The organism is Enterococcus sp. AMC1252 (assembly GCF_058216515.1).
Map to the genome: position 1 here is coordinate 1,475,589 of NZ_CM177097.1, position 21,031 is coordinate 1,496,619.

The window sequence follows — 21,031 nt, forward strand, 5'->3', positions numbered from 1 at the left end:
GAGAAATCAAATAACTCGAAACTAATCGTTTGATTCTCAACCTAAGAAAGTGAGCGTGAGATAATTTGAGTACTGTACCTGAGTTAGAAGAATATCAATTTGGTTTTCATGATGATGTGAAACCAATTTTCAGTACGGGAAATGGACTAACAGAGGATGTTGTTAGAGAAATTTCACGTAAAAAAGAAGAACCAGAATGGATGTTAGAGTTCCGCCTGAAATCATTGGAACAATTCAACAAAATGGCCATGCAAGAATGGGGGCCTGATTTATCTGATATTGATTTTGAAAAAATCAAATATTTCCAAAGAGCCAGCGACAAACCCGCTCGTGATTGGGATGATGTACCAGATAAAATCAAAGAAACCTTTGAAAGAATCGGAATTCCAGAAGCAGAACGTGCGTATCTAGCTGGAGCTTCAGCGCAATATGAATCAGAAGTGGTTTACCACAATATGAAAGAAGAATTCCAAAAATTAGGGATCATCTTTACCGATACAGATTCAGCGTTGAAAGAATATCCAGATATATTTAAAAAATACTTCGCAAAATTAGTCCCACCAACAGATAACAAATTAGCCGCACTAAACTCAGCAGTTTGGTCTGGTGGAACGTTTATCTATGTACCTAAAGGCGTTCGTGTGGATGTCCCATTACAAACATACTTCCGAATCAATGCGGAAAACACAGGACAATTTGAACGTACGTTGATTATTGTTGATGAAGGCGCAAGTGTTCACTACGTAGAAGGCTGTACAGCACCTACGTATACAAGCAATAGCTTACACGCTGCGATCGTTGAAATCTTTACCCATAAAGATGCGTATACACGTTATACAACCATCCAAAACTGGTCTGATAACGTTTATAACTTGGTAACAAAACGTGCCAAAGCTTACGAAGGCGCTACAGTTGAGTGGATCGACGGGAACTTAGGTGCTAAAACAACGATGAAATACCCAAGTGTTTATTTAGATGGAAAAGGCGCTCGTGGTACAATGCTTTCAATTGCATTTGCTGGGGAAAACCAAATCCAAGATACAGGTGCGAAAATGATTCATAATGCACCAAACACTTCAAGTTCGATTGTTTCTAAATCAATTGCGAAAGACGGCGGTGAAGTGAATTACCGTGGTCAAGTAACGTTTGGGAAAGACAGTGCTGGTTCGATTTCACATATTGAGTGTGATACGATTATTATGGATGATAAATCGAAATCTGATACAATTCCATTTAATGAGATTCATAACAGTCAAGTGGCGTTGGAGCATGAAGCGAAGGTTTCGAAAATTTCGGAAGAACAGCTTTATTACTTGATGAGTCGTGGATTAACAGAAGTTGAGGCGACTGAGATGATCGTTATGGGATTTGTGGAGCCGTTTACGAAGGAATTGCCGATGGAGTATGCGGTTGAGTTGAATCGATTGATTAGTTATGAGATGGAAGGGTCGGTCGGATAATTATTGATAGGGGACGTGAATGCGCTGGTAATACAGTGTTTTCACGTCCCTTTTTCTTTTGTTTTTGGTTCCGTTGTCCCTGATATTGTCCCTTTAGCTGAAAACTGATCCAGTTTAAGAATAGGTGCTCTTTTTTGTTCTTCTGAGAGATGAGTATAGATATCCATAGTGGTTTTTAGATTTTTGTGTCTCAGTCTATATTGTGCATCTTTTGGATTAACGCCTAATTCATAAAGTAAGGAAGCTTGGGAATGTCTAAATCCATGAGGTGATATTCTGTGAATCCCTCGTTTGGCCAGTTCATCTTCGTTACGATCAAAAAATAATCTTAGCCATTCGTTCGGTGCGCTCCTGTGGTAGTTGCGACCAGTTTTAGGACTTGGGAAAAGAAACTTGCTATCATGGATATAAGTCATTTTTCCATAACGTTCAAAAGAGTTTCTATCTTTGATTAGTTTATCTACAAAATTAAATGTATCATCATCAAGATAGACAAGGTTACTTGATTCTTCTGTTTTTGGCGTGAAAGAAATAAAGGTCTTTCCTTTTTCATCTTCGGTTAGCGTTTTAGTAATACTTATAGCCTTTTCTTTTCTTAATATGTCACTTTCATATAAAGCTAAAGCTTCACCACGTCTAAGGCCTGTAAATGCCAATAATCTAAAATAAACAAATTTGTGGTAGTCTTCAACTTCTTGGAAAGCCTCTAAAAAGTCCATTAACTGTTGAGGGGTGTAAAAATTTTCTGCAGACGATAAACGTCTTTTTTTATAACTGAAATCAGTTTTACCAACAAGAATATAGCTCATTGGATTTGCACTAATGTATTGTTTGGTAATCGCGAAATCCAATAAAGTTTTAATCTGATTCTTTATTTTCCGATAATCTTTTCTTTTCTTCTTCAGTTCATCGAATGCCTTCTGGCAATCATTTACATCAATCATATCAACATACATACTGCCCAAAAGCGGCACAGCGTATCTTTCCATCTCATCCTTAAACTTTTTGTAAGTTCCAGGTTTAATTCCACTTTCTTTATAGTAAACAAGATAGTCATTAAACAGGTCATTAAACTTAATTCTTTTTTTAGCAGCTTTACTTTTTTTTAAGTCTTCCATTTTTCTTTCATATTCAAGTTTAGCTTCGGTTCTTGATTTTTTACCTTGACCTCTAATTTTTATTTTCTCTCCTGTTTTTTCATCAATTCCATAATATCCATAGTATTTCCAGCGTTCAGCGCCTCCTTTAGTTTCATACTTTGTATATTTAACCATGAAACTCACTCCTTTCGAATGTGTGTTCTAATATATATAAAAAGAAAAGCCCGAAGGCAGTTCTCTTTACTTATTATCTTGGGTATACTTTTTAAAATCAGCATCATCAAGTAACCTTACAGTCCATGAAACTGGAGAATAATTATCATCAAATTTAACGGTGTCACCGTCAGACAAAGAAAATCTTTTTTTAGTTCCAACTTGATAAAATGTTTCATAGTCAGATTTTTCACCAGAAACATCCATAGTTACATATGCAGATTTATCTGGATCATCATCACCATGAGTTAACTCTGTCAAAACAGCATAATACATACCTGGTTTAATATCAGTACCAACAACATATTCTCCTTTAGCAATTATATCAATAGATTCAGCTTTTTTGTTGCTATTTTTATTAGCCTTTGTACTGATCTCCGATTCTTTTGTACTTGAACCAGAGCTACTTTCTTCAGAAATATTAGTCTTGTCAGAAGTTTCTACAACGTTTGTTTTTTCTGTTTCAGATTTTACTTGAGAGTTACAGCCTGATAAAAGTAAGGCACTCAACCCAATAACTAGTAAAACATTTTTCTTCATTTTTAAAATCCCCATTTCATGATATAATTTATTTACAACTATCTGTATATCATGCAGAGGTAAACCCTGATCTATGCTCTAACATAGGTTAGGGTATTTTTTATAGTTGTACGATATAAACAACTACTTTTCCATAAATTTTCAAATTAGCAGCATCCTCATAACTAACCACGATATCTGTAAAAGAAATATCCATTGAATCAGGTCTGAAAATAATCCTTTTATTCTGTACATCATTAATAAATCTTTTTACCGAAAATTCATTGTCATTACTGAAAACAACAATCTCATTATCTTTTAAATCCACAAATGTATCTATTTTTTTAACCGCAATAAGAGACTGATTTGGAATAATGTTATTCATTGAATCACCATTGATTTTAGTAAAGAAGATATCCGTACACCCAGCATACTTACCCATTGCTAAGTCAGGGATAGCAACCTGCTCAATATGATCTTCATCAAAAGCTTCAATACTATTAGGTATCCCTGCTGAGACAGCAGTATCAAAATAATTATATTCTCTAATATCACTAGATAGTACAGTCATATTATTTCCTCTATCAGTGTTTGTTTGACTAAGCGTTAACCCTACTGAGTTTGCTTTTTTAGCCAATTCTAAAAAATCAACAGTTGCAGAATCATTTTTAACCTCGTTTAATTCTTCTACAAGTTCTCGTTTTAATTCCACAAAATTATAATTTCTTCCATATCTTGGGTCAATTTCTCCAATTTCAACATTAAAAGCAGATGCGATTTTTTTTAAATTAGTCTTATTAGGAATTGAAGTAGCCTTTACGTAACCGGAAATTGTTGTTTTTGGAATGCCGGTTCGTCTAGATAATTCAGCTTGCGATAAATTATGTTTAGAAAGCAGAGTTAGAATATTATCAGTAATCTCCTTACGAATACTTTCTTCCAAGGGAGTTAATTTGTTTCTTGCCAAAGTCTTCACCTCTTTCTATACTAGTATAACTCATTTATTCGTACTTTTAAATAATATATACGAAAAAAAAAGTACTTTTTTATAAAAAAACGTTTGACAGTACGAGTAAACTAGTATATAGTTAGTTTTGAAAGGAGGTAATGTTGATGAAATTGACTTTGAGAGCTGCGCGAGCTAATTACGGGTTGAGTGCGAAAGAAGTTGCAAAAATGGTTGGAGTACACCATCAAACCTTATTGAAATATGAGAAAGATAGCACAAAAATTCCGTCTGATTTATTAGAGAAATTATCGACTATTTACAAATTACCTAAAGACCAATTTTTTTTAGGAAAAACGTACGAGTTTATTAGTACTTTATGTATTGATAATTAAATAACTATGGGGGTAATCAGAATGAGACGGTTAAGTGAAGAGGAATTGGCTGAAAGATCAATCAATTATCTTGTTGAGAAAAAAGTCAAAGAAGAATTAGCAAAGTATCAAGTCAGTTATCGACGCGTGTCCACAGGGTGGTTAGAACTGCGTGATGAAATTAAAAACTATATTTTGTCAGATGTAACGAAAATTACTGGAATGGGTTACCAAACTTGCGAGAATGCATTTTTTAATCCTATAAAACTTATTTTGAGAGTTCGTCGTATAGATGATATCTCAGATGAACAAGCTGTGACAGCACGTTATATCTACAAATATATCAGAACAATGTTAGAAAGAAATAATGAGTTTTTAAATTTCTTAGAACAATTAGAAAAATAAGTATTGGAGGATAAATCAAATGAAACAACCACAAAGAACGATTAACAGTAGAGAAGTAGCGAAAATGGTGGAACGTAGACATGATCAAGTGTTACGAGATATTGAAAAAATTGTATCTCATTTAGGTGACCACAAAAATGTGGAGTCCTCAAATTTAACCAAAGCCAAAATTGGATCGGGCGAATATTTTATCGAATCAACATACAAAAATGCTCAAAATAAGGAATTACCTTGTTACGAATTAACAAAAAAAGGATGCGAATTATACAGCACTCGAATGACAGGAGCAAAGGGAACTCAATTTGCAGTCGCTTATATTGAAAAATTCAACACAATGGAAGAACAACTCAAACAAGAACAACTTCCAGAAAGTAATTTGGAGTTAGCACTGAGAGCAGCGCTAGAACATGAAGAAAAACTAAAGGTATTTGATGATCGACTTATTGAGTTGGAAGAAAATAAAGCAATTTCTCCTGGAGATTATAACTATCTTTCTAAAAGAGTAAATCAACGTGTTTCTGAAATAGCAAGAAGTTTTGCACCAGTAACTGCTAAGCAACGAGGAGAGCTACATCGAGATATTAACAATGGAATCAAAGCAATTACTGGAGTTATGACCAGATCACAGCTTAGAGAAAAGAACTTGCAACAAGTTTTAGATTTCATAAACGATTGGGAGCCATCAACAGCGACAAAAACATTGATTAGACAAATGTCTTTAGATATCTAGCAAAAAAAAGGAGATGAGGCAGATGCAAATACTGAGCGATCAATTTATAGAGAATATGATGAATGAGATCACAACTAAAGTTGATCGTTCATTGCGCTCAATCGAAAAACAATATGCTATCAGAGCTAGATATGTTTCCAAAAAAAATGCATGTATCTACGCAAATATTGCGGCAACAACTTTAGACAAATGGCTAGCTGAAGATTTGCCAATCAGTAAAATTGATGGCTGTTATCGCATAGATATAAAAGATATTGATGCATTTATTGAGAGGCATAAATTATGAAAGTATTGAGAATTATGTCCAACGCAATCTTATTAATTTTATCAATTGTTTGTTTTTCATCAGGTGAGACCGAGCAAGGTTGTCTGTTTTTAGTAGTGATTTGGATCATCAGTATTTTATTGAGAAGGGAAGAGAGATAATGAAACACAAATTTTTCAAGCTTTTACCAGATTTGTTACTTACGCTAAATCTAGGTATTGGATTTATGTTATCGCCGATATACGGATTATTCACTGTCGTTGTTTGGGTGTTTATCGCATTAGATACTAAACGACGGTACATCAAACACAAACCAGCCTACGATGATGCTGAAACAATAATCATCGAAGAACCTGAAACATGGGAGCAACGACAAAATTAGGAGGAAAAAAATGTTTAATTTTATTAGAAATAAGTTCAATAAACAACCGGTCTATTTGAGTCAACTTAACGAGATAAGAAGGGCAAAGGGAATATCAGTGACAACATTAGCTCGGAAAGTGGGAGTATCGAAAGAAACAATTCATAGTATTGAGCTTGAAAAATACAAATTATCTTTAGGTTTAGCTTATAAAATAGCTAAAGTTTTGAAATGTCGAGTTGAAGAAGTATTTCCGCCAGTAAAATCTGAAGGGAGACAATTATGAACATTGAGGGAATAACGAGAAGTCTCAATAAAATAGAAGCAGATGGACATAAGGTTTCAAATAGTATTATCACTTCAATTGATGTACAGGTTATTGGTCATTTCGGTAATTCTGTATCGTTAGTATTAAGGGGTCCAAATTGTTTACCAATTTCTGGTTATCAAAATTTATCGAACTTGGGTTACATGATCAAAGGTTTTATTGAGCTACTAGACTTGGATGAAGAAGACGGTATAAACATTACTGAATTACACGATATATCAGTTCGTCTCATTATTGAAAATGGAGAAAAGTATGGGTCGATAATTGGTTTCGGTCATTTCATGAGAGATAAATTTGTTTATACAAAAGATTTTGTAATGTTAGGCATAAAAAAAGAGCCCACTTCGTTGGCAGACGAAGAAGGCCAATAAATAAATATCAAATCTAAGGAGAATTATAGCATATGGATGAAAAAAAGGAAATTAACGAAATAAGACAAGCAATTAGAGATTTAGGGAATCGTTGTAAAGAGTCAAATGTGAACTTAGCGGTCTCTTTTTCAGAAGAAAAAGGCAATGCAATTGGAACAATGCTAGTTGGAGATCCAACTGAGTTGTTCATCTTACTTCAACATTTTAACGAAACATTAAAAAAGCAATCAGGAATGAGTACGGACGAATTGGTCAAATCATTCTTATTAAAACAAGAAGGCTGTGGCTGTCCAAAGTGCAGAGCTAAAAGAGCTGCAGAAAATGAACATGGAAACAATTCAGCATCTATGGATGAAATAAAAAGTATGCTGATGAATATCTTGGGAGGTATGCAGTCATGACACAAATTATGATCAATCGTATCTCGTATAAAAACTTTAAAGGATTCAAAAGTTTTGTTCTTGATTTAAACGGTAATTCCGCAGTAGTAAGTGCAAGAAACGGATCAGGTAAAACCAGCCTTTCAGACGGGTTACAGTGGCTATTTTTTGGGAAAGATACTAAGGGTTCAAAGTTAAACCCTAAGCCATTAGATGCAAACAATAATGAGCAAATTGGACTTGAACCAGAAGTTGAAGCAGAACTAATCATTGATGGTAAAACAGTCACACTCAAAAGGATTCAAAAAGAATCTTGGTCCGCTAAACGAGGAGAGCTTGAAAAAACTCGTGGATCAGATACAACTAAATATTTTATTGATACTGTACCAACTAAGGAAAAAGACTGGAAAGCCTATCTCGAAGAAATCGGCGGCGAATCTAAACTTCAAATGCTTTCTAATGCATCGTTTTTCATGCAGATTAATTGGAAAGAACGCCGTTCGATCCTAATTAGTATGTCAGGTTTGACTGATGAAGATGTCATCAAAAACGATCCTGAACTTGCTGAGCTTGCGACAATTCTTGATGGACACAGTGTTGATGAAATGAAAAAAATACTAGCAGGACAAAAGAAGGAAGTCAAAGCAAATATAGAAGGTATCCCTGCACGTATACAAGAAAATACGGATGCGATCAACAAAATTACAAATGACAAAACACCTGAAAAGGTCCAGGAAGCTATTGATTTTTTTAGCAAGGAAATTGCAGTCAAAGAGAAAAAACTTTCTTCTTTTGCCACAGGAGATCCAACTCTTGATTATCGCCAAGAATTATCACAACTACAGATTAAACTTGCTGAAGCAAACAATCAGTTTTTAACAAGCTCAAACTTGGCGACACAATCTTTACAAGAGGATGTCAATGCGCAACAAGCAAAAGTTAATAAGATCCGTTCAGAAAAGCAAGAACTGGAAAGCAGTGAATATCGTTTACAGCGAGCTATCCAAGAAAAGAATGAGTTTAGAGCTGCCAAACTAGCTGAGTATAAAGCTCTAAACGAAAAAACTTTTGACGATCATCAAACTACTTGCCCAACATGTAATCAAGATTTGCCAGTTGATCAGATTGAGGAATTACGCGCCAAGTTTAACAAAGATAAAGCTGAAAAAATCGAAGCTAACAAGGCGTCGGTCGAAGCTCAAAAAGCTACGAAGCAAGACATGGCAAGTTTGGACAAAGAACTACAGAAAGTTAGAACTGAGATCAATCGTTTAACAGGTGAGTTTTCAGCAGCAACTCAACAGCTTGATTTAATCAATAACGATCTTAATTTCCAACGAACAAAGATCGGATCATTTGAACAATCTGATCAGTATCGAGAAATCAATCAACAAATTAATCTTTGTCAGCAAAAAATAAAAGATGCATCCGGAGATAAAGGCGGAGAAGAACAAGCCTTGCAGCAAGCAATCGCTGAGGACAAAAACAACCTTGCTATCATGCAGGCTACTTTAAAAGAGTTTGATCTTATCAAGCAGTTTGAGGATCGGATCAATGAGCTTAAAAACAAGGACCAGGAGCTTAAACAACAGAATCAAGACATCGAAAGAAAACTATGGATGATCGATGAGTTCACACGTCGCAAAGTCAAAAAGTTAGAAGAATCAATCAACGACAAGTTCGAGATGGTTAAGTTTAAATTGTTCAACATCCTTAAAAATGGCGCGATCGATGAAGTATGTGAGGCAACTTATAAAGGTGTTGAGTACAGCAGCGGCTTAAATAATGGCGCAAGAATCAATTGTGATTTAGATATCATTAATACTTTGTCACGAGAATTCGATGTCCATTTACCAGTATTTGTAGATAATGCAGAGTCTGTTAATCAGCTGATTGATGTCGACACTCAGATGATTGAGCTTCAAGTAACGGAAGATGAACAACTGAAAGTGGAGGTATAGAAAATGGATTTGGAGAGAATTAAAGAGAAGTCTAGAAATTTAGATCGTTTTATATCTGAACTACAAGATATTAATTTACTTACAAAAGAATTGGATAGAGTAGAGAAAGAGATTGAAGACGGGAATAAACCTGAGTTTCCTTTTGGCATTTCGTTTTACGATTCTAAATTCGTTAATCAAAAAAACGATTTCGCTTTAAACGGAAGTACTGACTATTCGGAGACCGCATTAACAATAATAATTTTGGTTCGTACAGCTATAACTAAAAGAAAAAAAGAAATCGAAAAAATAATTAATGAAGAATATGGAGGAATCGATCAATGACTAATCAAACGCCAGCAGTAATGCAAAAAGATATTACTGATCAAGTAACACGGAAAGTCGCTGATATGCAAAAAGAAGGGCTTGCTTTACCGCCGTCATATAGCCCAGCCAATGCTTTAAAAAGTGCCTTCTTCGCAATGACGAATGCACCTGGAGGAAGCTTGCTAGAAAAATGTTCAAAGGAATCGATCGCCAATGCTTTATTGGATATGACGATTCAAGGATTGAGTCCAGCAAAAACACAATGTTATTTCGTCCCTTATGGCCAAACGTTAAAGCTTACACGGTCTTACTTCGGAACAATGGCAGTTGTCAAACGCTTGAGCGGAGTTAAAAATATTTGGGCAAACGTGATCTATAAAGGCGATGAATTTGAAATCGAAATCGATGAACACGGTCACGAAAAATTATCTAAGCACGGCACCTCATTTGCTAACCGCGACAATGAAATCATTGGAGCTTATGCCATCATCGAAAGTAATGAAGGTGAACAGTTTTTAACTACCATGACTAAAAAAGAAATCGATAAATCTTGGAGTAAAGCAAAAACTAAAAACGTTCAAAATGATTTCCCGCAGGAAATGGCAAAACGAACTGTAATCAATCGTGCTGCTAAAGCCTTTATCAATACAAGTGATGATAGCGACCTTTTGATCGAAGCTATCAACAATTCAACAGCTAATGAATATCCAGATGCGGATGAAATCAAAGAAGCTGAGATTATCGAAGAAATTGACGAAAAGGCAAATAGTGAAGTTCTCGATCCTAAGCCTTTGCCAAAACAAGCAGAGCCGACCAAAGAAGAACATCACCAAAAAGAACCAGAGGTTGAGCAGCCGACAATTGAACAAGCAGAGGATGATCCGTATTGATTAAGATAAAAAGTTTTGGATCTGGAAGTTCAGGGAATGCTTATCTAATTGATGATGGACATACCCAACTTATGATCGAATGCGGTGTCCCATATAAGCAAGTGCAACAAAACATGGGACACGATTTCTCTAGAGTGCTGGCATGTCTAGTCTCACACGAGCATCGAGACCATTGTCAATATATCAAACCTTTAATTGATGGGACAACGATAGACGTATACGCAACTCATGGCACGCTTGATGGGATTTACTCGGACGACAAAATCAAGCTTTCTCAGTTTGATCATTATCGGATGAAAACTCTCAAATACAAAGAAACTACAAAAATCGGCACTTGGTTTGTCACTTCTTTTGAAACTCAACACGATGCAAATGAACCTTGCGGATTTCTGATTGATAATATCTCTGGCGATCGATTAGTTTTTATCACTGATAGCTATTACGTCAAATACAAATTTCCAAACGTCACTCATATGATGGTTGAGGCTAATTATTCAAAAGAGATCGCGGATGAAAAAATGACTGAAGGTTATGATCTCAAACGTAAAACGAGATTGTTGGAAAGCCACTTTGATTTTGATCGAACTAAGGATTTTATCCAAGAAAATAAGTCAGCTAAACTACAAGAAATTTGGTTGTTGCATCTATCAGATAGTAATAGTCATGAAAAATTGTTTAAAGAACAAGTACAAGAAATAACTGGCGTTCCAGTTTATATAGCTTAGGTGGTGAGATTATGGCCGGATGGATAAAACTTTATCGTTCGATTCAAGACCACTGGATTTGGGATAATCCTGTTTATTTAAAATGGTGGCTTGATTTATTACTGATGGCCAATCATAAACCGAATAAAGTTCTTGTCAATGGTGAAATAGAAACCATTGATGTTGGGGAAAGACTAACATCAGAAGTTAAATTGGCAGAGCGTTGGGGAGTCGATAGAAAAACGGTAAGAAAATTTCTAGGATTATTAGAAAAAGATGGAATGCTTTCGATTAAGAAATCTAGACAAAAAGGGACAACGTACAAAGTCTTGAAATACAAGGATTATCAGCAGTCTTTTGATAGTGTCAAGGACATCAAAAAGGACAACGATGTCCCCAACACTGTCTACAACGACATGGACAACAGTATGGACATAAACAAGAATGAAAAGAATTATAAGAATGAAAAGAATGTTGTAGTAGTAGAAGGGCAGAAAAATATTTTCCGACTTTACGAATCAATTTTCGGAATGCTCAATCCAATTACTATGCAAAACTTAAATTATTGGTGCAAAGATCTATCAGAAGATTTAGTTGCTGAGGCTTTAAATATTTCTGCTAAATCTAATGCTAGAAATTTTAAATATACCGAAAGTATTCTTAAAAACTGGGAACAGCGTGGAGTGAAAACTTTAGATGATGTGAATGCTTTAAATACAGAAAGACAAAGAAGTCAAAATTCGTCATCAGATAATCAGCAACTAGCAGAATCAAAATACGAAGGGATGTGGGATGACTAATGCAATTAGCAACAGGAGGATTTGATATAGCAATCAAAACACTTTTATATATTACGCCTGATCCTTGTCCACATTGTGGAGGTAACATGTATGCGTGGAGACAAAAAACTAAAGACGGGAAAGATCGCTGCGAACCAACTTGCATGCAATGTGGTTATAAAGCTGTAAAAAAAGCCGAAAAAAAGGCAGCTGATGAAATGTCAATGATTAGTCGGAATGCCAAAGTCATTAACCTTTTAAAATATGGATCGTTACTAACTGATAAACCTTTGATTGATAAACGCCTCTCTATGTACAAAGTAGTGGATGATGAAACAAAAAGAGCCAAGGAGCGTGCTGATCAAATCGTTAATAAAGTTTTGCTTGACGAAAATATACACGGAATTTTTTTGGGGAATCCTGGAGCTGGGAAAAGTCATTTAGGCATGTCAATTTGTTGGTCTATTATCGAGCGATCAAATTATAAAAAAACGTCACTCTATGTCAGTTATCCATATTTATTGGATCAACTAAAATTTGCTATGAATGACGAAGCAGCTAGAAAGTCTATAACAAAAGAATTGATGGATCAAATACAAGAAGCCGATTTTGTAGTGATTGATGACCTCGGTGCCGAGCTTGGCATTTTTAATCAAAAAACAGTTAGCACACCATATAATAACGAGATCATCACTCGTATCACTGATGCACGAACTAGTAAATCTACGATCTACACATCAAATTTAAATGCTGGCCAGCTTGATCAAGCATATGGAGAGCGTGTAGTATCTCGCATGGCAAACAAGTCTGCTGGATATGGTTTTACTTTCAAGACGACATCCGATAAACGAAAAACAGGAATTTAGGAGGATATCAGATGGCTAAAGGACCGGAAATAATCAAAGTAAAATGTACTAGTCTTTTTCAATCGAATTTAACTAAAGGGAAAATTTACGAAGCCAGAGCTACAGCAGAACAAATAAATAAGGACGATAGTGTCAATTGTCATTATCGAGCTAAAGATGATAAAGGAAAATTTGTTTATGTCGGAGTTGATCCTCAGCACTTAAAACGGGGATGGGAATTCGTAAAGGAAGGTGATTAAATGCCATATGTAGTTAAAGTATGGGCGTATCTCGATAAAGATGGATTTCCAGTTAGTGATCTTTCAAGAGCATATCACCATGAGGATAAACAGCTGGCGAATTTAACAGCAACAACCGCGGATGGTATTGCTGTCAGAGTCAAGCGATCAATTGATATGAAGAAATCAACCAAGCCTGAAAAGAAATCCAAAGCAACAAAGCAAAATCAATCTTGGATGATGAAAGGCGGTAAATAATATGACTGATCTACAAGCTTTTTATTCGAAAGACAACAAAGAATTACTAGTAATCGTCAATAAATCAAATATTCAACTAGCGTTATCAAATAAGGAACCATCAAATGATCTGAGTTGGAAATTTGATTTTGATATTCTTCAATTTCAAGAATTAGTTAGCTATTTAGAAAGCCAAGCAAATAAAGTTTGGAAAAATTTTGCGCCAAAAGAGGAAAACAGTATTGGCAGTGATTATGGAGAATATTATGATCGAGAATTTGATAACAATGGGTATCTCCAAATAAAAGGCTTACTAATTTCAGCAACAGGACCTTGGACTGAGAGCGAAAGACTATATCAATTCAGCAAGAGAAAACTAGAATCTTTCCTTTTCGATTGCAAAAAAAATATAAAGAAGGAGCAATGCAAATGAAGTGCGTGCACTGTAAAGATGAGCGTGTCATTTGGACAACAGGTGACTTTGGGATGGCTACAGTTGGACCATGTCCTAAATGTAACTTAAACGGGTCAGCGGTACAGGCTGAATTTAAGGAACTAGAAAAGAAGTGGCAGAAGCAAATCGCTAAACTGAATGGTGAATCAAATGGCCTATAACAAGTTTTCCAACAAAAAAGTTACGATCGATGGGATCGGATTTGATTCTAAGGCTGAAGCAAGATATTACGAAAAATTAAAGGAAAAAGGCGTTTCTTTCATGCCTTTATCTGGTAAATATTGCAAATTACAACATGATGTAATTCTGCAAGATGCTTTCGTGTTGGGTGATATGAAAATTCAACCCATTAAATATCGAGCGGATTTTGTTCTTTTTGATGGTCCTAATATCGTCAAAGTTATTGATGTTAAAGGGTACCAGGATGCAATGTCCAAAATAAAAATGAAAATGTTTGCCTCACGATATGGATTTCCTGTCGTTTTTGCAAAATATGATCATCGTCGTGATGTATTTAGCGAGATGAGCTGTTTTGAGTCGGCAAGACTTCAAAGCAGAAGAGCCAAAGAAAGATCAGATAGGAAAAAACAATCAAGATAATTTTAGGAGGAGAAATGATGAAACTAAATTTTAACATTGATATTGACGAAGCGTTTGGAGACGGATTTGAACAATATATTCAAAATGTTTACTACGAAAGTGATACTGGATATACAGAGGTTGATACAGAGGAGTTTCCAAAATTACAAGAATTGGTCTATGAGAAAGCTTTTGAAGCATTAATCGATGAAGCCAAAAGCACTGTTAAGAAAAAAATGTCAAATTCGAGCGAGGATGCAATTAGTAAATTTGATGAAGCAGTTAAGGATCAGTTAGATAATTCGATTCAAGAATTTACTGACAAAACTATGAATGAATTTCTTGAACGTAAAGTTATTGCAGTTAAACCGAATGGATATAGCCATGAGATAGAAGAAATACCATTAACAACCTATATTGAAAATAAAATTGATAATAAAATCTTTAAAAAACAATTTGGAGCTGATGGGAGAACATCTAATTACGATGCTAAATTCAGTGGATTCGACATCGTTTCTAAAAAGATTATAGAAAATATGGTTAGTAAAAAATTCGATGAAATCATTACGAATCAAAAACAAGATATTCAATTCGTATTAACCAAAATAATTCGAGAAAAACTATCTGAGCAATATGTCAATGAGGAATCAATCAAAAAAATTCTAGAAGAAACGTTAGCAGAAGCTAATAAATAAAAATTAGGAGGAAAAACACATGTCAAATCAAGTAAATTTTAGTCCAGAATTAAAGAAAGTAACGTCTAAATCAAACGGAAATATTGAGGTATTGTTGATTGTCAGCAATGCATCGTTACAAGGAAAATTCGACGATATTTCAGCTTATTTAGGTAAGACAGTCACTGTTGTCATTCAACCAGAAACATATGAATACAAAATTCCTTACGATAAACAAACTAACAAACCAAATCTTGAGTATAAGGTTTATCAAGATGGCACAGCCGAAATCCTTAAAGAAGAACAAACTGCTCTTGAGCTTGGAGACGGTGTTGCAGAAGTAGAAGAAAGAACGTTCCAAATTGATAAAGACTTGATTGATGAATTCATTTTATCCGCTCCAAGTTTGCAATACCCTGAATCTATTTCAATCAATCCGCGTGGCGTTCTGGATCAAATTAAAAAAGGCGTTCATATCAAAGATATTGCGGAAGATAATGAAATGTCTGAATACACGTTGCTAAATGAAATTGAAGTTGCTCGTCAACATTTTGCTCCATTTGCTGATGCATGGCATAAAAGCAAAGTAGGCTTCAGCGAAGAAAAAGAAGAAACGGATTCAGAAAATCAACCAGTTAAAGAAGAAACTGACAAAAATGATGAGGTTACTGCTTCGTCCGATGATGCAGAGGATGTAAATCCTGATCCATATGAGTAAACAATCTAAACCAGTTATTATTCTAGAGTCTTATAAATTTGATTGGACTCCAGATGAGATAGCGGAAGCGACTCGGTTATTTAACGAAGGTTTGAAGCCAAGTGCTGTTGCTATGATTATGAACGAGAAGGTCATCAATATTGGCCTTCTGTTCATTCATCTTGCTGACAAAGGCAAGATCAAGCAGGGAGGTAGAAAATGAAACGGATCCTGAATTATCCAGGTAGCAAATGGAGAATTGGAAAGCAAATAGTTGATTTAATTCCACCACACACAACCTACCTAGAAGCGTTCTTTGGATCAGGAGCTGTTTTCTTTCTGAAACCACCTTCGAAAATTGAAACGATTAACGATCTAAATGAACGAGTTTATAACTTTTTCAAGGTTTGTCGCGAACATCCTGAAGAATTAGCAAAAGTAGCGTATCTGACGCCAATGAGTAGGCAAGAACAGAATTTAAGTAAGGTTGATACTCGAGATCCAATTGAAAATGCTCGTCGATTTTTGGTTCAGTCCTGGCAAAGCATCGGAGGTATTCAAAAGTATCAAACAGTTTGGCGATCTAATATTGATGTTTTAGGTGGAAAGCTTCAGGAGTGGAAAGATATTCCTGAACGAGTATTCGAAGTAGCTGATCGTCTTAAAGATGCACAAATCGAAAATCAAGATGCAATTAAATTATTAACCAGGTACAGTCGGCCAGAAGTTTTTGCATATGTTGATCCGCCATATATTCAGACTACTCGAAAGAGCAGATACTATGAGACCGAAATGGAAGATGATCAACAACCAGCTTTGCTTGAAACGCTCATTGATTTCAAAGGTAAAGTGATTTTGTCAGGTTATGATAACGATCTTTACAACGAAATGTTGCACGACTGGCATAAAGTTCAATTCACAGCAAATGCTGAGAGCGGACAGAGCAGAACAGAGGTTTTATGGCTGAATTACGAACCAACTGGACAATTAGCCTTACTTTGAAGGAGAAGATGAATGAATAAGATCAAGTTTAGAGGCAAGGATGTCAAAACTGGAGAATGGGCTTATGGAGTTCCAATCCCAAATGGGTTTGGTGAGAGAACTTTTATTATTCGTTTAACACTAGGCGAAGCAATAGCCTACCCATTAGAACAGTTACACGATTATTGTGTCGAGGTAATACCAGAAACAGTAAGCCAGTACACTGGATTAAAAGATTGCAATGGTATTGAAATTTATGGAAGTGACATCGTAAAAAATGAACAGGGATCAGTCGGCTATATATCGTATTTGATTCAGGAAGCTGGATTTGTAGTCGTATTGAAAAAATCGGACTATAAGCTTGGCCATAGAAATACAGGTGAGCCATACCGACAAGCTGTTAATCATGAAATTATCGGCAACAAATACGAAAATATAGAATTACTTGAGGTGAACTAAGTGAGTAGATTTGAATGGCACGTATCAGTAAAAAATGCGCAGCCCAAAAAGATACGTCATTACAAGCATATAAAAAGATTGTATCAGTTTATTTTGCGCAATCCTGCAATGTTTAGTGGTAGGATGTTAACCATTTACAATCATGGTCAAGCAGTTATCGATGCAACCTTTCCAGAGGTCAAAAATTTTCTTGGTCGAAACTTATCTGAGACCGATGAACGTAAGAATATCTTGAGGTTGAGTCGAGAAAGGAATGGTTTAACAAATGGAGAAAATCGATGAATTAATTGGGTTTATTGAAGAAAATTCGAAAAAATATTTTGCATATCCTGGAGATAGATTTATCAATCGTAATTTATTGATTGAATATTTACAACAACTTAAATCATCACTGCCAACCAAACAGGACAAGGTTGTGGTGCCGGAGTTTATCAAAAACACTATGGAGCAATACGGCTCATTGCAAGAGATGCTGACGGAGGAGTACTACAGCGATTGCACAGATGAGATTGACGATGATACGGTGGAATGTTGGATTGATGATAATTTTGATCTGTTATGTCGCGCTTGGTTGAATAAATCTGATAATAAACTTAAGTTGCAATTTCCGCAAAGCGTGGTTGATTGGTTAGGGATGCCTGCAGAAGGTGATCACGATGAATTACTTTCTTATATAATGCGTTATTACTGGAACGAAGATTCTGCGTATGATGACACAATCCCTAGTGAGGTTGGAGAATATTTAGCGGAAAGTCTAAGCAATGTTGTTAAGTTGCTGAGAGCTGTCGAAGGTGAGCCTTACACTGCGGCAAAAGAGCCGTTGTATTATGTCGTATTTAATAAATTAGGCCACAATCATCATGATTGCTACTTGTGGATTGACGAACCGAACAATGGCTATGTCTATTTTTCTGATAAACCAACTATGGGCAAAAATAAATTCACCGAACAGGAAATCAAAGCAATAGACGAGCGGTATTGGGCGTTTGCTGTACCAGTAGGGGAGGCATCCCTATGACAACAAAAATAAATGAAATTACTATACCGAAACACTTAGCGGATAATTTACTAAATTACCCTCTTTGCATACAAACAGAAGGAGATATCGACGGTTTTATGTTTGATGTGTATGACTCGTATGAGGCAGAATTATACGCAACGCACGACGAGATAAAGGCATATTTAAATCCTCTCACTCGTCAATATGTAACTATTACGGAGGACGCAGAATGAAATTAAAAGAAATAAACAAAGCCATTTCAGAATTAAAAAATAATCAAGTGAATTCAGTTTCAGATGGATCACATACTTTTTCAGAATTGTATCATCACAGAGCGGTCCTATTTTCTATTATCTGCAAAGTTTTTAAAGATAATGCTTGGAAATCCAAACTTCACGATGATGGCACTATGTACGAAAATTACTTCATTGTTGGAGTTACAACTGAAGCTGGTGACTATTCTTATCATTATCATATGAGCTATTGGGAGTATTTTCCAGTAAAAGAACTAGACAAAGCGCCAAAATGGGACGGTCATACACCAAGTGATATCAATATTTTATATAGCCTTTTGTGGAAAGAAGATACCAAGCAACAACCGACCTGCAAAGGATGCGGAAGTTTAATGTCTGATTGTGTAAAAGTTTGGAAAGACCAAAGAAAATGCTGCCCAGATTGTAAATGTACTAAGCACTCAATAAATTGAAAGTATCGGGGATGATTTAATGAAGCGAGCAGTCATATTAAACCAGAAAGATATTCTAGAAGCTGTTAAATCTCATTTTACAAATAATAGTTTAGAAATTGATTTACGAGATGAGAAAATCATTGAAAAAATTGGTTATCTTTGTCGTAGTAATGAAGCAGTCCCAATTGATTCAGATGTATTTCCAGTTAATGATCTTAAGGAGCAAACTGATGATTAGAATTGAATGCAGATTTTGCGATGTTGGCACTGGTCCAACTGATTGCAATGGAGATCAAGTTTGTAATGGTTGTGGTGCTGAGTGGGCAGCGGCCAAAATTGAAGTGCAGATATCTGAGGAACAATTCGAAAAAGAACAGAGGGAAATCGAAGAATTTTTCAGTTATGGAATTTTTAGTGAATATGATTTTTAAAATAAATTTTCAAAGGAGAAAAATATGTTGAAACAAAACGTACAAGCAAGAGTTGAAACTCAAGAAGGAATGCGTTGGTTAGATGTTGATAGTATGGATATAAATTCGAAAGGTACAATAACTATCGCCGGGAAAGAATATAAATTGGAAGATACTCTTATTAGAATTGAACCAGAAAAAAGTATTACCGAAACTGATGTTGAGTTTTATGGGGATGCCAGCTGGTACAGAAAAGAATTGTCTAATAAATTTTATCATTTCTTTGGTCAGATAAGTGGCGGGTTTGAATGGCCAGATAGTCTAGAAGGTGATTTGATAAGGATGACAAACAAGCTTTTGCTTCTTTTAGATAAAGATGATTCAGAATTAAAAATAAATTCGATTTCATTTTTACAAAAAGAAGTACATCATAATGCAGCAGATCATGGATGGTGGGAAAAAGAACAAGATTTCGGTACATTAATTGCTCTTTGTCATTCTGAGCTATCTGAAGCGCTAGAAGAGGTTAGAAATGGTCATCCGATAAACGAAATCTATAATGGAACAGGCGGAAAACCAGAAGGTGTTTCCTCAGAATTAGCTGATGTAGTGATTCGAATTATGGACATGTGCGAATTTTATGGAATTAACCTGGAACGGGCCATTACTGATAAACATGAATTCAATAAATCTCGTTCATTCAAACATGGTGGGAAAGAGTTCTAAGGAGATGTATTCATGAAAATAAGAGATGTAGATTTAAAACGAGCTTTAGAACAAAAACACATCAGTGATTTTTTCTTGACTGAAGTAAAGAATGGTCCAACAGGATGGAATGGCAGCAATGTTCGAATGGACGCAATAGCTATCAATAAAAGTTGGAGTAAACCTTGTATCTATGGTTATGAGATTAAAGTCGATCGTCAAGATTTTTTAAATGATGAAAAATGGCCAATCTACAGAGAACAGACTCACCGTTTTTCTTTTGTTTGTCCCAAAGGATTAATTCAACCCGATGAAGTGGCAGCCGATGTCGGACTCATCTGGTACAATCCTGAAACCGGAGGACTCTACACTCGAAAAAAAGCAATCTATCGTGAAGTAGAAATGAGTGCTGGGATGCTATTTTATATCATCATGACCAGGTTATCAAATGATCGCTATCCCTTCTTTTCAGATAAAGAGGCTTATATGGAGGCTTATCTTGAACACAAAGCTTATAGACGTGAGCTAGGACAAAGAATTGGGACAAAGTTAACGCAAGAGGTTGAACAACTTACGAAAGAAAATAAGGATCTTCAAAAACAGATACAATCACTTAAAGAAAAAAATAATGACTTTGACGAAATGATTGCAGAGCTAAATAAAGCTGGTTTCAGTACAAGCCGTTGGTCTTTGAAGAAAGATATTGCCGCTGCATTAAGCGGTGGGATCCCAAGAAGTTTGGAATGGCCAATGGAAGCAATTGTTGATCATGCAAAAAAATTGGATGAGTATTTGAAACAGAAAAAATCGATTGGAGTGGAATAGATGGGAAAAACGAAGTCGAAAATCAAGAAGAAAAAGCGTCGGTTAGAACAAAAGGCAATTAGTAATGGAACTGAAAAAAGGCGAAAATAAAAAAGCCGAGATTCCTCCCGACTACGACAATCAATTATACCATAAATGGGAGGAAT

At 35.5% G+C, this 21,031-nt stretch carries 36 protein-coding genes; 33 read left to right on the forward strand and 3 right to left on the reverse strand.

Features of this window, described 5'->3' with window-relative positions; genetic code table 11:
* The first annotated feature begins 65 nt into the window (after positions 1–65).
* Positions 66–1,460 (forward strand): Fe-S cluster assembly protein SufB, encoded by a 1,395-nt coding sequence (gene sufB / locus AC4BB5_RS06920; protein ID WP_490458620.1) that lies wholly within the window; start codon positions 66–68, stop codon positions 1,458–1,460.
* A gap of 41 nt (positions 1,461–1,501) precedes the next feature.
* Here sufB and AC4BB5_RS06925 read toward each other — a convergent pair whose 3' ends face one another.
* From AC4BB5_RS06925 to AC4BB5_RS06935, 3 genes are all read right to left on the reverse strand, one after another.
* A complete protein-coding gene (locus AC4BB5_RS06925; protein ID WP_490458621.1) occupies positions 1,502–2,734 on the reverse strand; it encodes a tyrosine-type recombinase/integrase in 1,233 nt (410 codons plus the stop codon).
* Positions 2,735–2,800: 66 nt separating this feature from the next.
* Positions 2,801–3,313: a hypothetical protein gene (locus AC4BB5_RS06930; RefSeq protein ID WP_490458622.1), complete on the reverse strand. Its 513-nt coding sequence runs from the start codon at positions 3,311–3,313 to the stop codon at positions 2,801–2,803.
* Positions 3,314–3,413: 100 nt separating this feature from the next.
* Entirely contained in the window at positions 3,414–4,259 is an 846-nt protein-coding gene (locus tag AC4BB5_RS06935) for a LexA family transcriptional regulator (RefSeq protein WP_490458623.1), read from the reverse strand.
* A 143-nt stretch (positions 4,260–4,402) separates the two neighbouring features.
* Here AC4BB5_RS06935 and AC4BB5_RS06940 point away from each other — a divergent pair, with 143 nt between their 5' ends.
* The 32 genes from AC4BB5_RS06940 to AC4BB5_RS07095 all read left to right on the forward strand — a co-directional run bounded on the left by AC4BB5_RS06940 (position 4,403) and on the right by AC4BB5_RS07095 (position 20,885).
* Complete coding sequence (locus AC4BB5_RS06940; protein WP_490458624.1) at positions 4,403–4,633, forward strand: helix-turn-helix transcriptional regulator; 231 nt, start codon at positions 4,403–4,405, stop codon at positions 4,631–4,633.
* Between the two features lie 21 nt (positions 4,634–4,654).
* A complete protein-coding gene (locus tag AC4BB5_RS06945) occupies positions 4,655–5,017 on the forward strand; it encodes a hypothetical protein (protein ID WP_490458625.1) in 363 nt (120 codons plus the stop codon).
* 19 nt (positions 5,018–5,036) lie between these two features.
* The gene (locus AC4BB5_RS06950; RefSeq protein ID WP_490458626.1) at positions 5,037–5,747 is read left to right on the forward strand and encodes a Rha family transcriptional regulator; all 711 of its coding nucleotides are present in this window, start codon (positions 5,037–5,039) and stop codon (positions 5,745–5,747) included.
* 22 nt (positions 5,748–5,769) lie between these two features.
* Complete coding sequence (locus tag AC4BB5_RS06955; RefSeq protein ID WP_490458627.1) at positions 5,770–6,033, forward strand: hypothetical protein; 264 nt, start codon at positions 5,770–5,772, stop codon at positions 6,031–6,033.
* Positions 6,030–6,173, forward strand: a complete 144-nt coding sequence (locus AC4BB5_RS06960) for a hypothetical protein (protein ID WP_490458628.1) — start codon at positions 6,030–6,032, stop codon at positions 6,171–6,173. The genes AC4BB5_RS06955 and AC4BB5_RS06960 overlap by 4 nt, the downstream gene beginning before the upstream one ends.
* Entirely contained in the window at positions 6,173–6,394 is a 222-nt protein-coding gene (locus AC4BB5_RS06965) for a hypothetical protein (protein ID WP_490458629.1), read from the forward strand. Before AC4BB5_RS06960 ends, AC4BB5_RS06965 begins: the two co-directional genes overlap by 1 nt.
* Before the next feature lie 10 nt (positions 6,395–6,404).
* Positions 6,405–6,659, forward strand: a complete 255-nt coding sequence (locus AC4BB5_RS06970; protein ID WP_490458630.1) for a helix-turn-helix transcriptional regulator — start codon at positions 6,405–6,407, stop codon at positions 6,657–6,659.
* On the forward strand, positions 6,656–7,072 hold the full coding sequence (locus AC4BB5_RS06975; RefSeq protein WP_490458631.1) for a hypothetical protein: 417 nt from the start codon (positions 6,656–6,658) through the stop codon (positions 7,070–7,072). The genes AC4BB5_RS06970 and AC4BB5_RS06975 overlap by 4 nt, the downstream gene beginning before the upstream one ends.
* Before the next feature lie 32 nt (positions 7,073–7,104).
* Entirely contained in the window at positions 7,105–7,473 is a 369-nt protein-coding gene (locus AC4BB5_RS06980; protein ID WP_490458632.1) for a hypothetical protein, read from the forward strand.
* Complete coding sequence (locus AC4BB5_RS06985) at positions 7,470–9,413, forward strand: AAA family ATPase (RefSeq protein ID WP_490458633.1); 1,944 nt, start codon at positions 7,470–7,472, stop codon at positions 9,411–9,413. The genes AC4BB5_RS06980 and AC4BB5_RS06985 overlap by 4 nt, the downstream gene beginning before the upstream one ends.
* A gap of 3 nt (positions 9,414–9,416) precedes the next feature.
* Positions 9,417–9,737 (forward strand): hypothetical protein, encoded by a 321-nt coding sequence (locus AC4BB5_RS06990; protein WP_490458634.1) that lies wholly within the window; start codon positions 9,417–9,419, stop codon positions 9,735–9,737.
* Positions 9,734–10,609, forward strand: coding sequence for a recombinase RecT (locus AC4BB5_RS06995; protein ID WP_490458635.1), 876 nt, complete (start codon positions 9,734–9,736; stop codon positions 10,607–10,609). The genes AC4BB5_RS06990 and AC4BB5_RS06995 overlap by 4 nt, the downstream gene beginning before the upstream one ends.
* Positions 10,606–11,334: an MBL fold metallo-hydrolase gene (locus AC4BB5_RS07000; RefSeq protein ID WP_490458636.1), complete on the forward strand. Its 729-nt coding sequence runs from the start codon at positions 10,606–10,608 to the stop codon at positions 11,332–11,334. Before AC4BB5_RS06995 ends, AC4BB5_RS07000 begins: the two co-directional genes overlap by 4 nt.
* An 8-nt stretch (positions 11,335–11,342) precedes the next feature.
* Positions 11,343–12,113, forward strand: coding sequence for a DnaD domain protein (locus tag AC4BB5_RS07005; RefSeq protein ID WP_490459038.1), 771 nt, complete (start codon positions 11,343–11,345; stop codon positions 12,111–12,113).
* Entirely contained in the window at positions 12,113–12,958 is an 846-nt protein-coding gene (locus tag AC4BB5_RS07010; RefSeq protein WP_490458637.1) for an ATP-binding protein, read from the forward strand. The genes AC4BB5_RS07005 and AC4BB5_RS07010 overlap by 1 nt, the downstream gene beginning before the upstream one ends.
* An 11-nt stretch (positions 12,959–12,969) precedes the next feature.
* Positions 12,970–13,197 carry a hypothetical protein gene (locus tag AC4BB5_RS07015; RefSeq protein ID WP_490458638.1) on the forward strand — a complete coding sequence of 76 codons (228 nt, stop codon included), beginning with the start codon at positions 12,970–12,972 and terminating at the stop codon, positions 13,195–13,197.
* A complete protein-coding gene (locus AC4BB5_RS07020) occupies positions 13,198–13,434 on the forward strand; it encodes a hypothetical protein (protein WP_490458639.1) in 237 nt (78 codons plus the stop codon).
* Position 13,435: 1 nt separating this feature from the next.
* A complete protein-coding gene (locus tag AC4BB5_RS07025) occupies positions 13,436–13,846 on the forward strand; it encodes a hypothetical protein (protein WP_490458640.1) in 411 nt (136 codons plus the stop codon).
* Complete coding sequence (locus tag AC4BB5_RS07030) at positions 13,843–14,028, forward strand: hypothetical protein (RefSeq protein WP_490458641.1); 186 nt, start codon at positions 13,843–13,845, stop codon at positions 14,026–14,028. The genes AC4BB5_RS07025 and AC4BB5_RS07030 overlap by 4 nt, the downstream gene beginning before the upstream one ends.
* Positions 14,018–14,467 carry a DUF1064 domain-containing protein gene (locus AC4BB5_RS07035; RefSeq protein WP_490458642.1) on the forward strand — a complete coding sequence of 150 codons (450 nt, stop codon included), beginning with the start codon at positions 14,018–14,020 and terminating at the stop codon, positions 14,465–14,467. The genes AC4BB5_RS07030 and AC4BB5_RS07035 overlap by 11 nt, the downstream gene beginning before the upstream one ends.
* Positions 14,468–14,484: 17 nt before the next feature.
* On the forward strand, positions 14,485–15,141 hold the full coding sequence (locus AC4BB5_RS07040; RefSeq protein ID WP_490458643.1) for a hypothetical protein: 657 nt from the start codon (positions 14,485–14,487) through the stop codon (positions 15,139–15,141).
* A 19-nt stretch (positions 15,142–15,160) separates the two neighbouring features.
* Positions 15,161–15,838 carry a hypothetical protein gene (locus AC4BB5_RS07045; protein WP_490458644.1) on the forward strand — a complete coding sequence of 226 codons (678 nt, stop codon included), beginning with the start codon at positions 15,161–15,163 and terminating at the stop codon, positions 15,836–15,838.
* 198 nt (positions 15,839–16,036) lie between these two features.
* Complete coding sequence (locus AC4BB5_RS07050) at positions 16,037–16,819, forward strand: DNA adenine methylase (protein WP_490458645.1); 783 nt, start codon at positions 16,037–16,039, stop codon at positions 16,817–16,819.
* 12 nt (positions 16,820–16,831) lie between these two features.
* Positions 16,832–17,257, forward strand: a complete 426-nt coding sequence (locus AC4BB5_RS07055) for a YopX family protein (RefSeq protein WP_490458646.1) — start codon at positions 16,832–16,834, stop codon at positions 17,255–17,257.
* The gene (locus AC4BB5_RS07060; protein WP_490458647.1) at positions 17,258–17,539 is read left to right on the forward strand and encodes a hypothetical protein; all 282 of its coding nucleotides are present in this window, start codon (positions 17,258–17,260) and stop codon (positions 17,537–17,539) included.
* On the forward strand, positions 17,523–18,275 hold the full coding sequence (locus AC4BB5_RS07065) for a DUF1642 domain-containing protein (protein ID WP_490458648.1): 753 nt from the start codon (positions 17,523–17,525) through the stop codon (positions 18,273–18,275). Before AC4BB5_RS07060 ends, AC4BB5_RS07065 begins: the two co-directional genes overlap by 17 nt.
* The gene (locus tag AC4BB5_RS07070; protein WP_490458649.1) at positions 18,272–18,490 is read left to right on the forward strand and encodes a hypothetical protein; all 219 of its coding nucleotides are present in this window, start codon (positions 18,272–18,274) and stop codon (positions 18,488–18,490) included. The genes AC4BB5_RS07065 and AC4BB5_RS07070 overlap by 4 nt, the downstream gene beginning before the upstream one ends.
* Positions 18,487–18,963 (forward strand): WDGH domain-containing protein, encoded by a 477-nt coding sequence (locus tag AC4BB5_RS07075; protein ID WP_490458650.1) that lies wholly within the window; start codon positions 18,487–18,489, stop codon positions 18,961–18,963. Before AC4BB5_RS07070 ends, AC4BB5_RS07075 begins: the two co-directional genes overlap by 4 nt.
* Positions 18,964–18,982: 19 nt before the next feature.
* Positions 18,983–19,183 carry a hypothetical protein gene (locus AC4BB5_RS07080; protein ID WP_490458651.1) on the forward strand — a complete coding sequence of 67 codons (201 nt, stop codon included), beginning with the start codon at positions 18,983–18,985 and terminating at the stop codon, positions 19,181–19,183.
* Positions 19,176–19,376, forward strand: a complete 201-nt coding sequence (locus AC4BB5_RS07085) for a hypothetical protein (RefSeq protein ID WP_490458652.1) — start codon at positions 19,176–19,178, stop codon at positions 19,374–19,376. Before AC4BB5_RS07080 ends, AC4BB5_RS07085 begins: the two co-directional genes overlap by 8 nt.
* A 24-nt stretch (positions 19,377–19,400) precedes the next feature.
* Positions 19,401–20,081: a hypothetical protein gene (locus AC4BB5_RS07090; protein WP_490458653.1), complete on the forward strand. Its 681-nt coding sequence runs from the start codon at positions 19,401–19,403 to the stop codon at positions 20,079–20,081.
* Positions 20,082–20,093: 12 nt separating this feature from the next.
* Positions 20,094–20,885 (forward strand): hypothetical protein, encoded by a 792-nt coding sequence (locus AC4BB5_RS07095; protein ID WP_490458654.1) that lies wholly within the window; start codon positions 20,094–20,096, stop codon positions 20,883–20,885.
* The last annotated feature ends 146 nt before the right edge of the window (positions 20,886–21,031 follow it).

What these genes read in the sequence shown, in the direction of transcription:
- AC4BB5_RS06970 (WP_490458630.1), top strand. Translation starts at nt 6,405, where the DNA reads ATGTTTAATTTTATTAGAAATAAGTTCAATAAACAACCGGTCTATTTG.
- AC4BB5_RS07020 (WP_490458639.1), top strand. Translation starts at nt 13,198, where the DNA reads ATGCCATATGTAGTTAAAGTATGGGCGTATCTCGATAAAGATGGATTT.
- AC4BB5_RS07010 (WP_490458637.1), top strand. Translation starts at nt 12,113, where the DNA reads ATGCAATTAGCAACAGGAGGATTTGATATAGCAATCAAAACACTTTTA.
- AC4BB5_RS07055 (WP_490458646.1), top strand. Translation starts at nt 16,832, where the DNA reads ATGAATAAGATCAAGTTTAGAGGCAAGGATGTCAAAACTGGAGAATGG.
- AC4BB5_RS06965 (WP_490458629.1), top strand. Translation starts at nt 6,173, where the DNA reads ATGAAACACAAATTTTTCAAGCTTTTACCAGATTTGTTACTTACGCTA.
- AC4BB5_RS06945 (WP_490458625.1), top strand. Translation starts at nt 4,655, where the DNA reads ATGAGACGGTTAAGTGAAGAGGAATTGGCTGAAAGATCAATCAATTAT.
- AC4BB5_RS07070 (WP_490458649.1), top strand. Translation starts at nt 18,272, where the DNA reads ATGACAACAAAAATAAATGAAATTACTATACCGAAACACTTAGCGGAT.
- AC4BB5_RS06985 (WP_490458633.1), top strand. Translation starts at nt 7,470, where the DNA reads ATGACACAAATTATGATCAATCGTATCTCGTATAAAAACTTTAAAGGA.
- AC4BB5_RS07085 (WP_490458652.1), top strand. Translation starts at nt 19,176, where the DNA reads ATGATTAGAATTGAATGCAGATTTTGCGATGTTGGCACTGGTCCAACT.
- AC4BB5_RS07035 (WP_490458642.1), top strand. Translation starts at nt 14,018, where the DNA reads ATGGCCTATAACAAGTTTTCCAACAAAAAAGTTACGATCGATGGGATC.
- AC4BB5_RS07040 (WP_490458643.1), top strand. Translation starts at nt 14,485, where the DNA reads ATGAAACTAAATTTTAACATTGATATTGACGAAGCGTTTGGAGACGGA.
- AC4BB5_RS06925 (WP_490458621.1), bottom strand. Translation starts at nt 2,734, where the DNA reads ATGGTTAAATATACAAAGTATGAAACTAAAGGAGGCGCTGAACGCTGG.
- AC4BB5_RS07080 (WP_490458651.1), top strand. Translation starts at nt 18,983, where the DNA reads ATGAAGCGAGCAGTCATATTAAACCAGAAAGATATTCTAGAAGCTGTT.
- AC4BB5_RS07025 (WP_490458640.1), top strand. Translation starts at nt 13,436, where the DNA reads ATGACTGATCTACAAGCTTTTTATTCGAAAGACAACAAAGAATTACTA.
- AC4BB5_RS06955 (WP_490458627.1), top strand. Translation starts at nt 5,770, where the DNA reads ATGCAAATACTGAGCGATCAATTTATAGAGAATATGATGAATGAGATC.
- AC4BB5_RS06930 (WP_490458622.1), bottom strand. Translation starts at nt 3,313, where the DNA reads ATGAAGAAAAATGTTTTACTAGTTATTGGGTTGAGTGCCTTACTTTTA.
- AC4BB5_RS07095 (WP_490458654.1), top strand. Translation starts at nt 20,094, where the DNA reads ATGAAAATAAGAGATGTAGATTTAAAACGAGCTTTAGAACAAAAACAC.
- AC4BB5_RS07075 (WP_490458650.1), top strand. Translation starts at nt 18,487, where the DNA reads ATGAAATTAAAAGAAATAAACAAAGCCATTTCAGAATTAAAAAATAAT.
- AC4BB5_RS07030 (WP_490458641.1), top strand. Translation starts at nt 13,843, where the DNA reads ATGAAGTGCGTGCACTGTAAAGATGAGCGTGTCATTTGGACAACAGGT.
- AC4BB5_RS07050 (WP_490458645.1), top strand. Translation starts at nt 16,037, where the DNA reads ATGAAACGGATCCTGAATTATCCAGGTAGCAAATGGAGAATTGGAAAG.
- AC4BB5_RS06950 (WP_490458626.1), top strand. Translation starts at nt 5,037, where the DNA reads ATGAAACAACCACAAAGAACGATTAACAGTAGAGAAGTAGCGAAAATG.
- AC4BB5_RS06995 (WP_490458635.1), top strand. Translation starts at nt 9,734, where the DNA reads ATGACTAATCAAACGCCAGCAGTAATGCAAAAAGATATTACTGATCAA.
- AC4BB5_RS07065 (WP_490458648.1), top strand. Translation starts at nt 17,523, where the DNA reads ATGGAGAAAATCGATGAATTAATTGGGTTTATTGAAGAAAATTCGAAA.
- AC4BB5_RS07015 (WP_490458638.1), top strand. Translation starts at nt 12,970, where the DNA reads ATGGCTAAAGGACCGGAAATAATCAAAGTAAAATGTACTAGTCTTTTT.
- AC4BB5_RS07045 (WP_490458644.1), top strand. Translation starts at nt 15,161, where the DNA reads ATGTCAAATCAAGTAAATTTTAGTCCAGAATTAAAGAAAGTAACGTCT.
- AC4BB5_RS06990 (WP_490458634.1), top strand. Translation starts at nt 9,417, where the DNA reads ATGGATTTGGAGAGAATTAAAGAGAAGTCTAGAAATTTAGATCGTTTT.
- AC4BB5_RS07090 (WP_490458653.1), top strand. Translation starts at nt 19,401, where the DNA reads ATGTTGAAACAAAACGTACAAGCAAGAGTTGAAACTCAAGAAGGAATG.
- AC4BB5_RS06975 (WP_490458631.1), top strand. Translation starts at nt 6,656, where the DNA reads ATGAACATTGAGGGAATAACGAGAAGTCTCAATAAAATAGAAGCAGAT.
- AC4BB5_RS06960 (WP_490458628.1), top strand. Translation starts at nt 6,030, where the DNA reads ATGAAAGTATTGAGAATTATGTCCAACGCAATCTTATTAATTTTATCA.
- AC4BB5_RS06980 (WP_490458632.1), top strand. Translation starts at nt 7,105, where the DNA reads ATGGATGAAAAAAAGGAAATTAACGAAATAAGACAAGCAATTAGAGAT.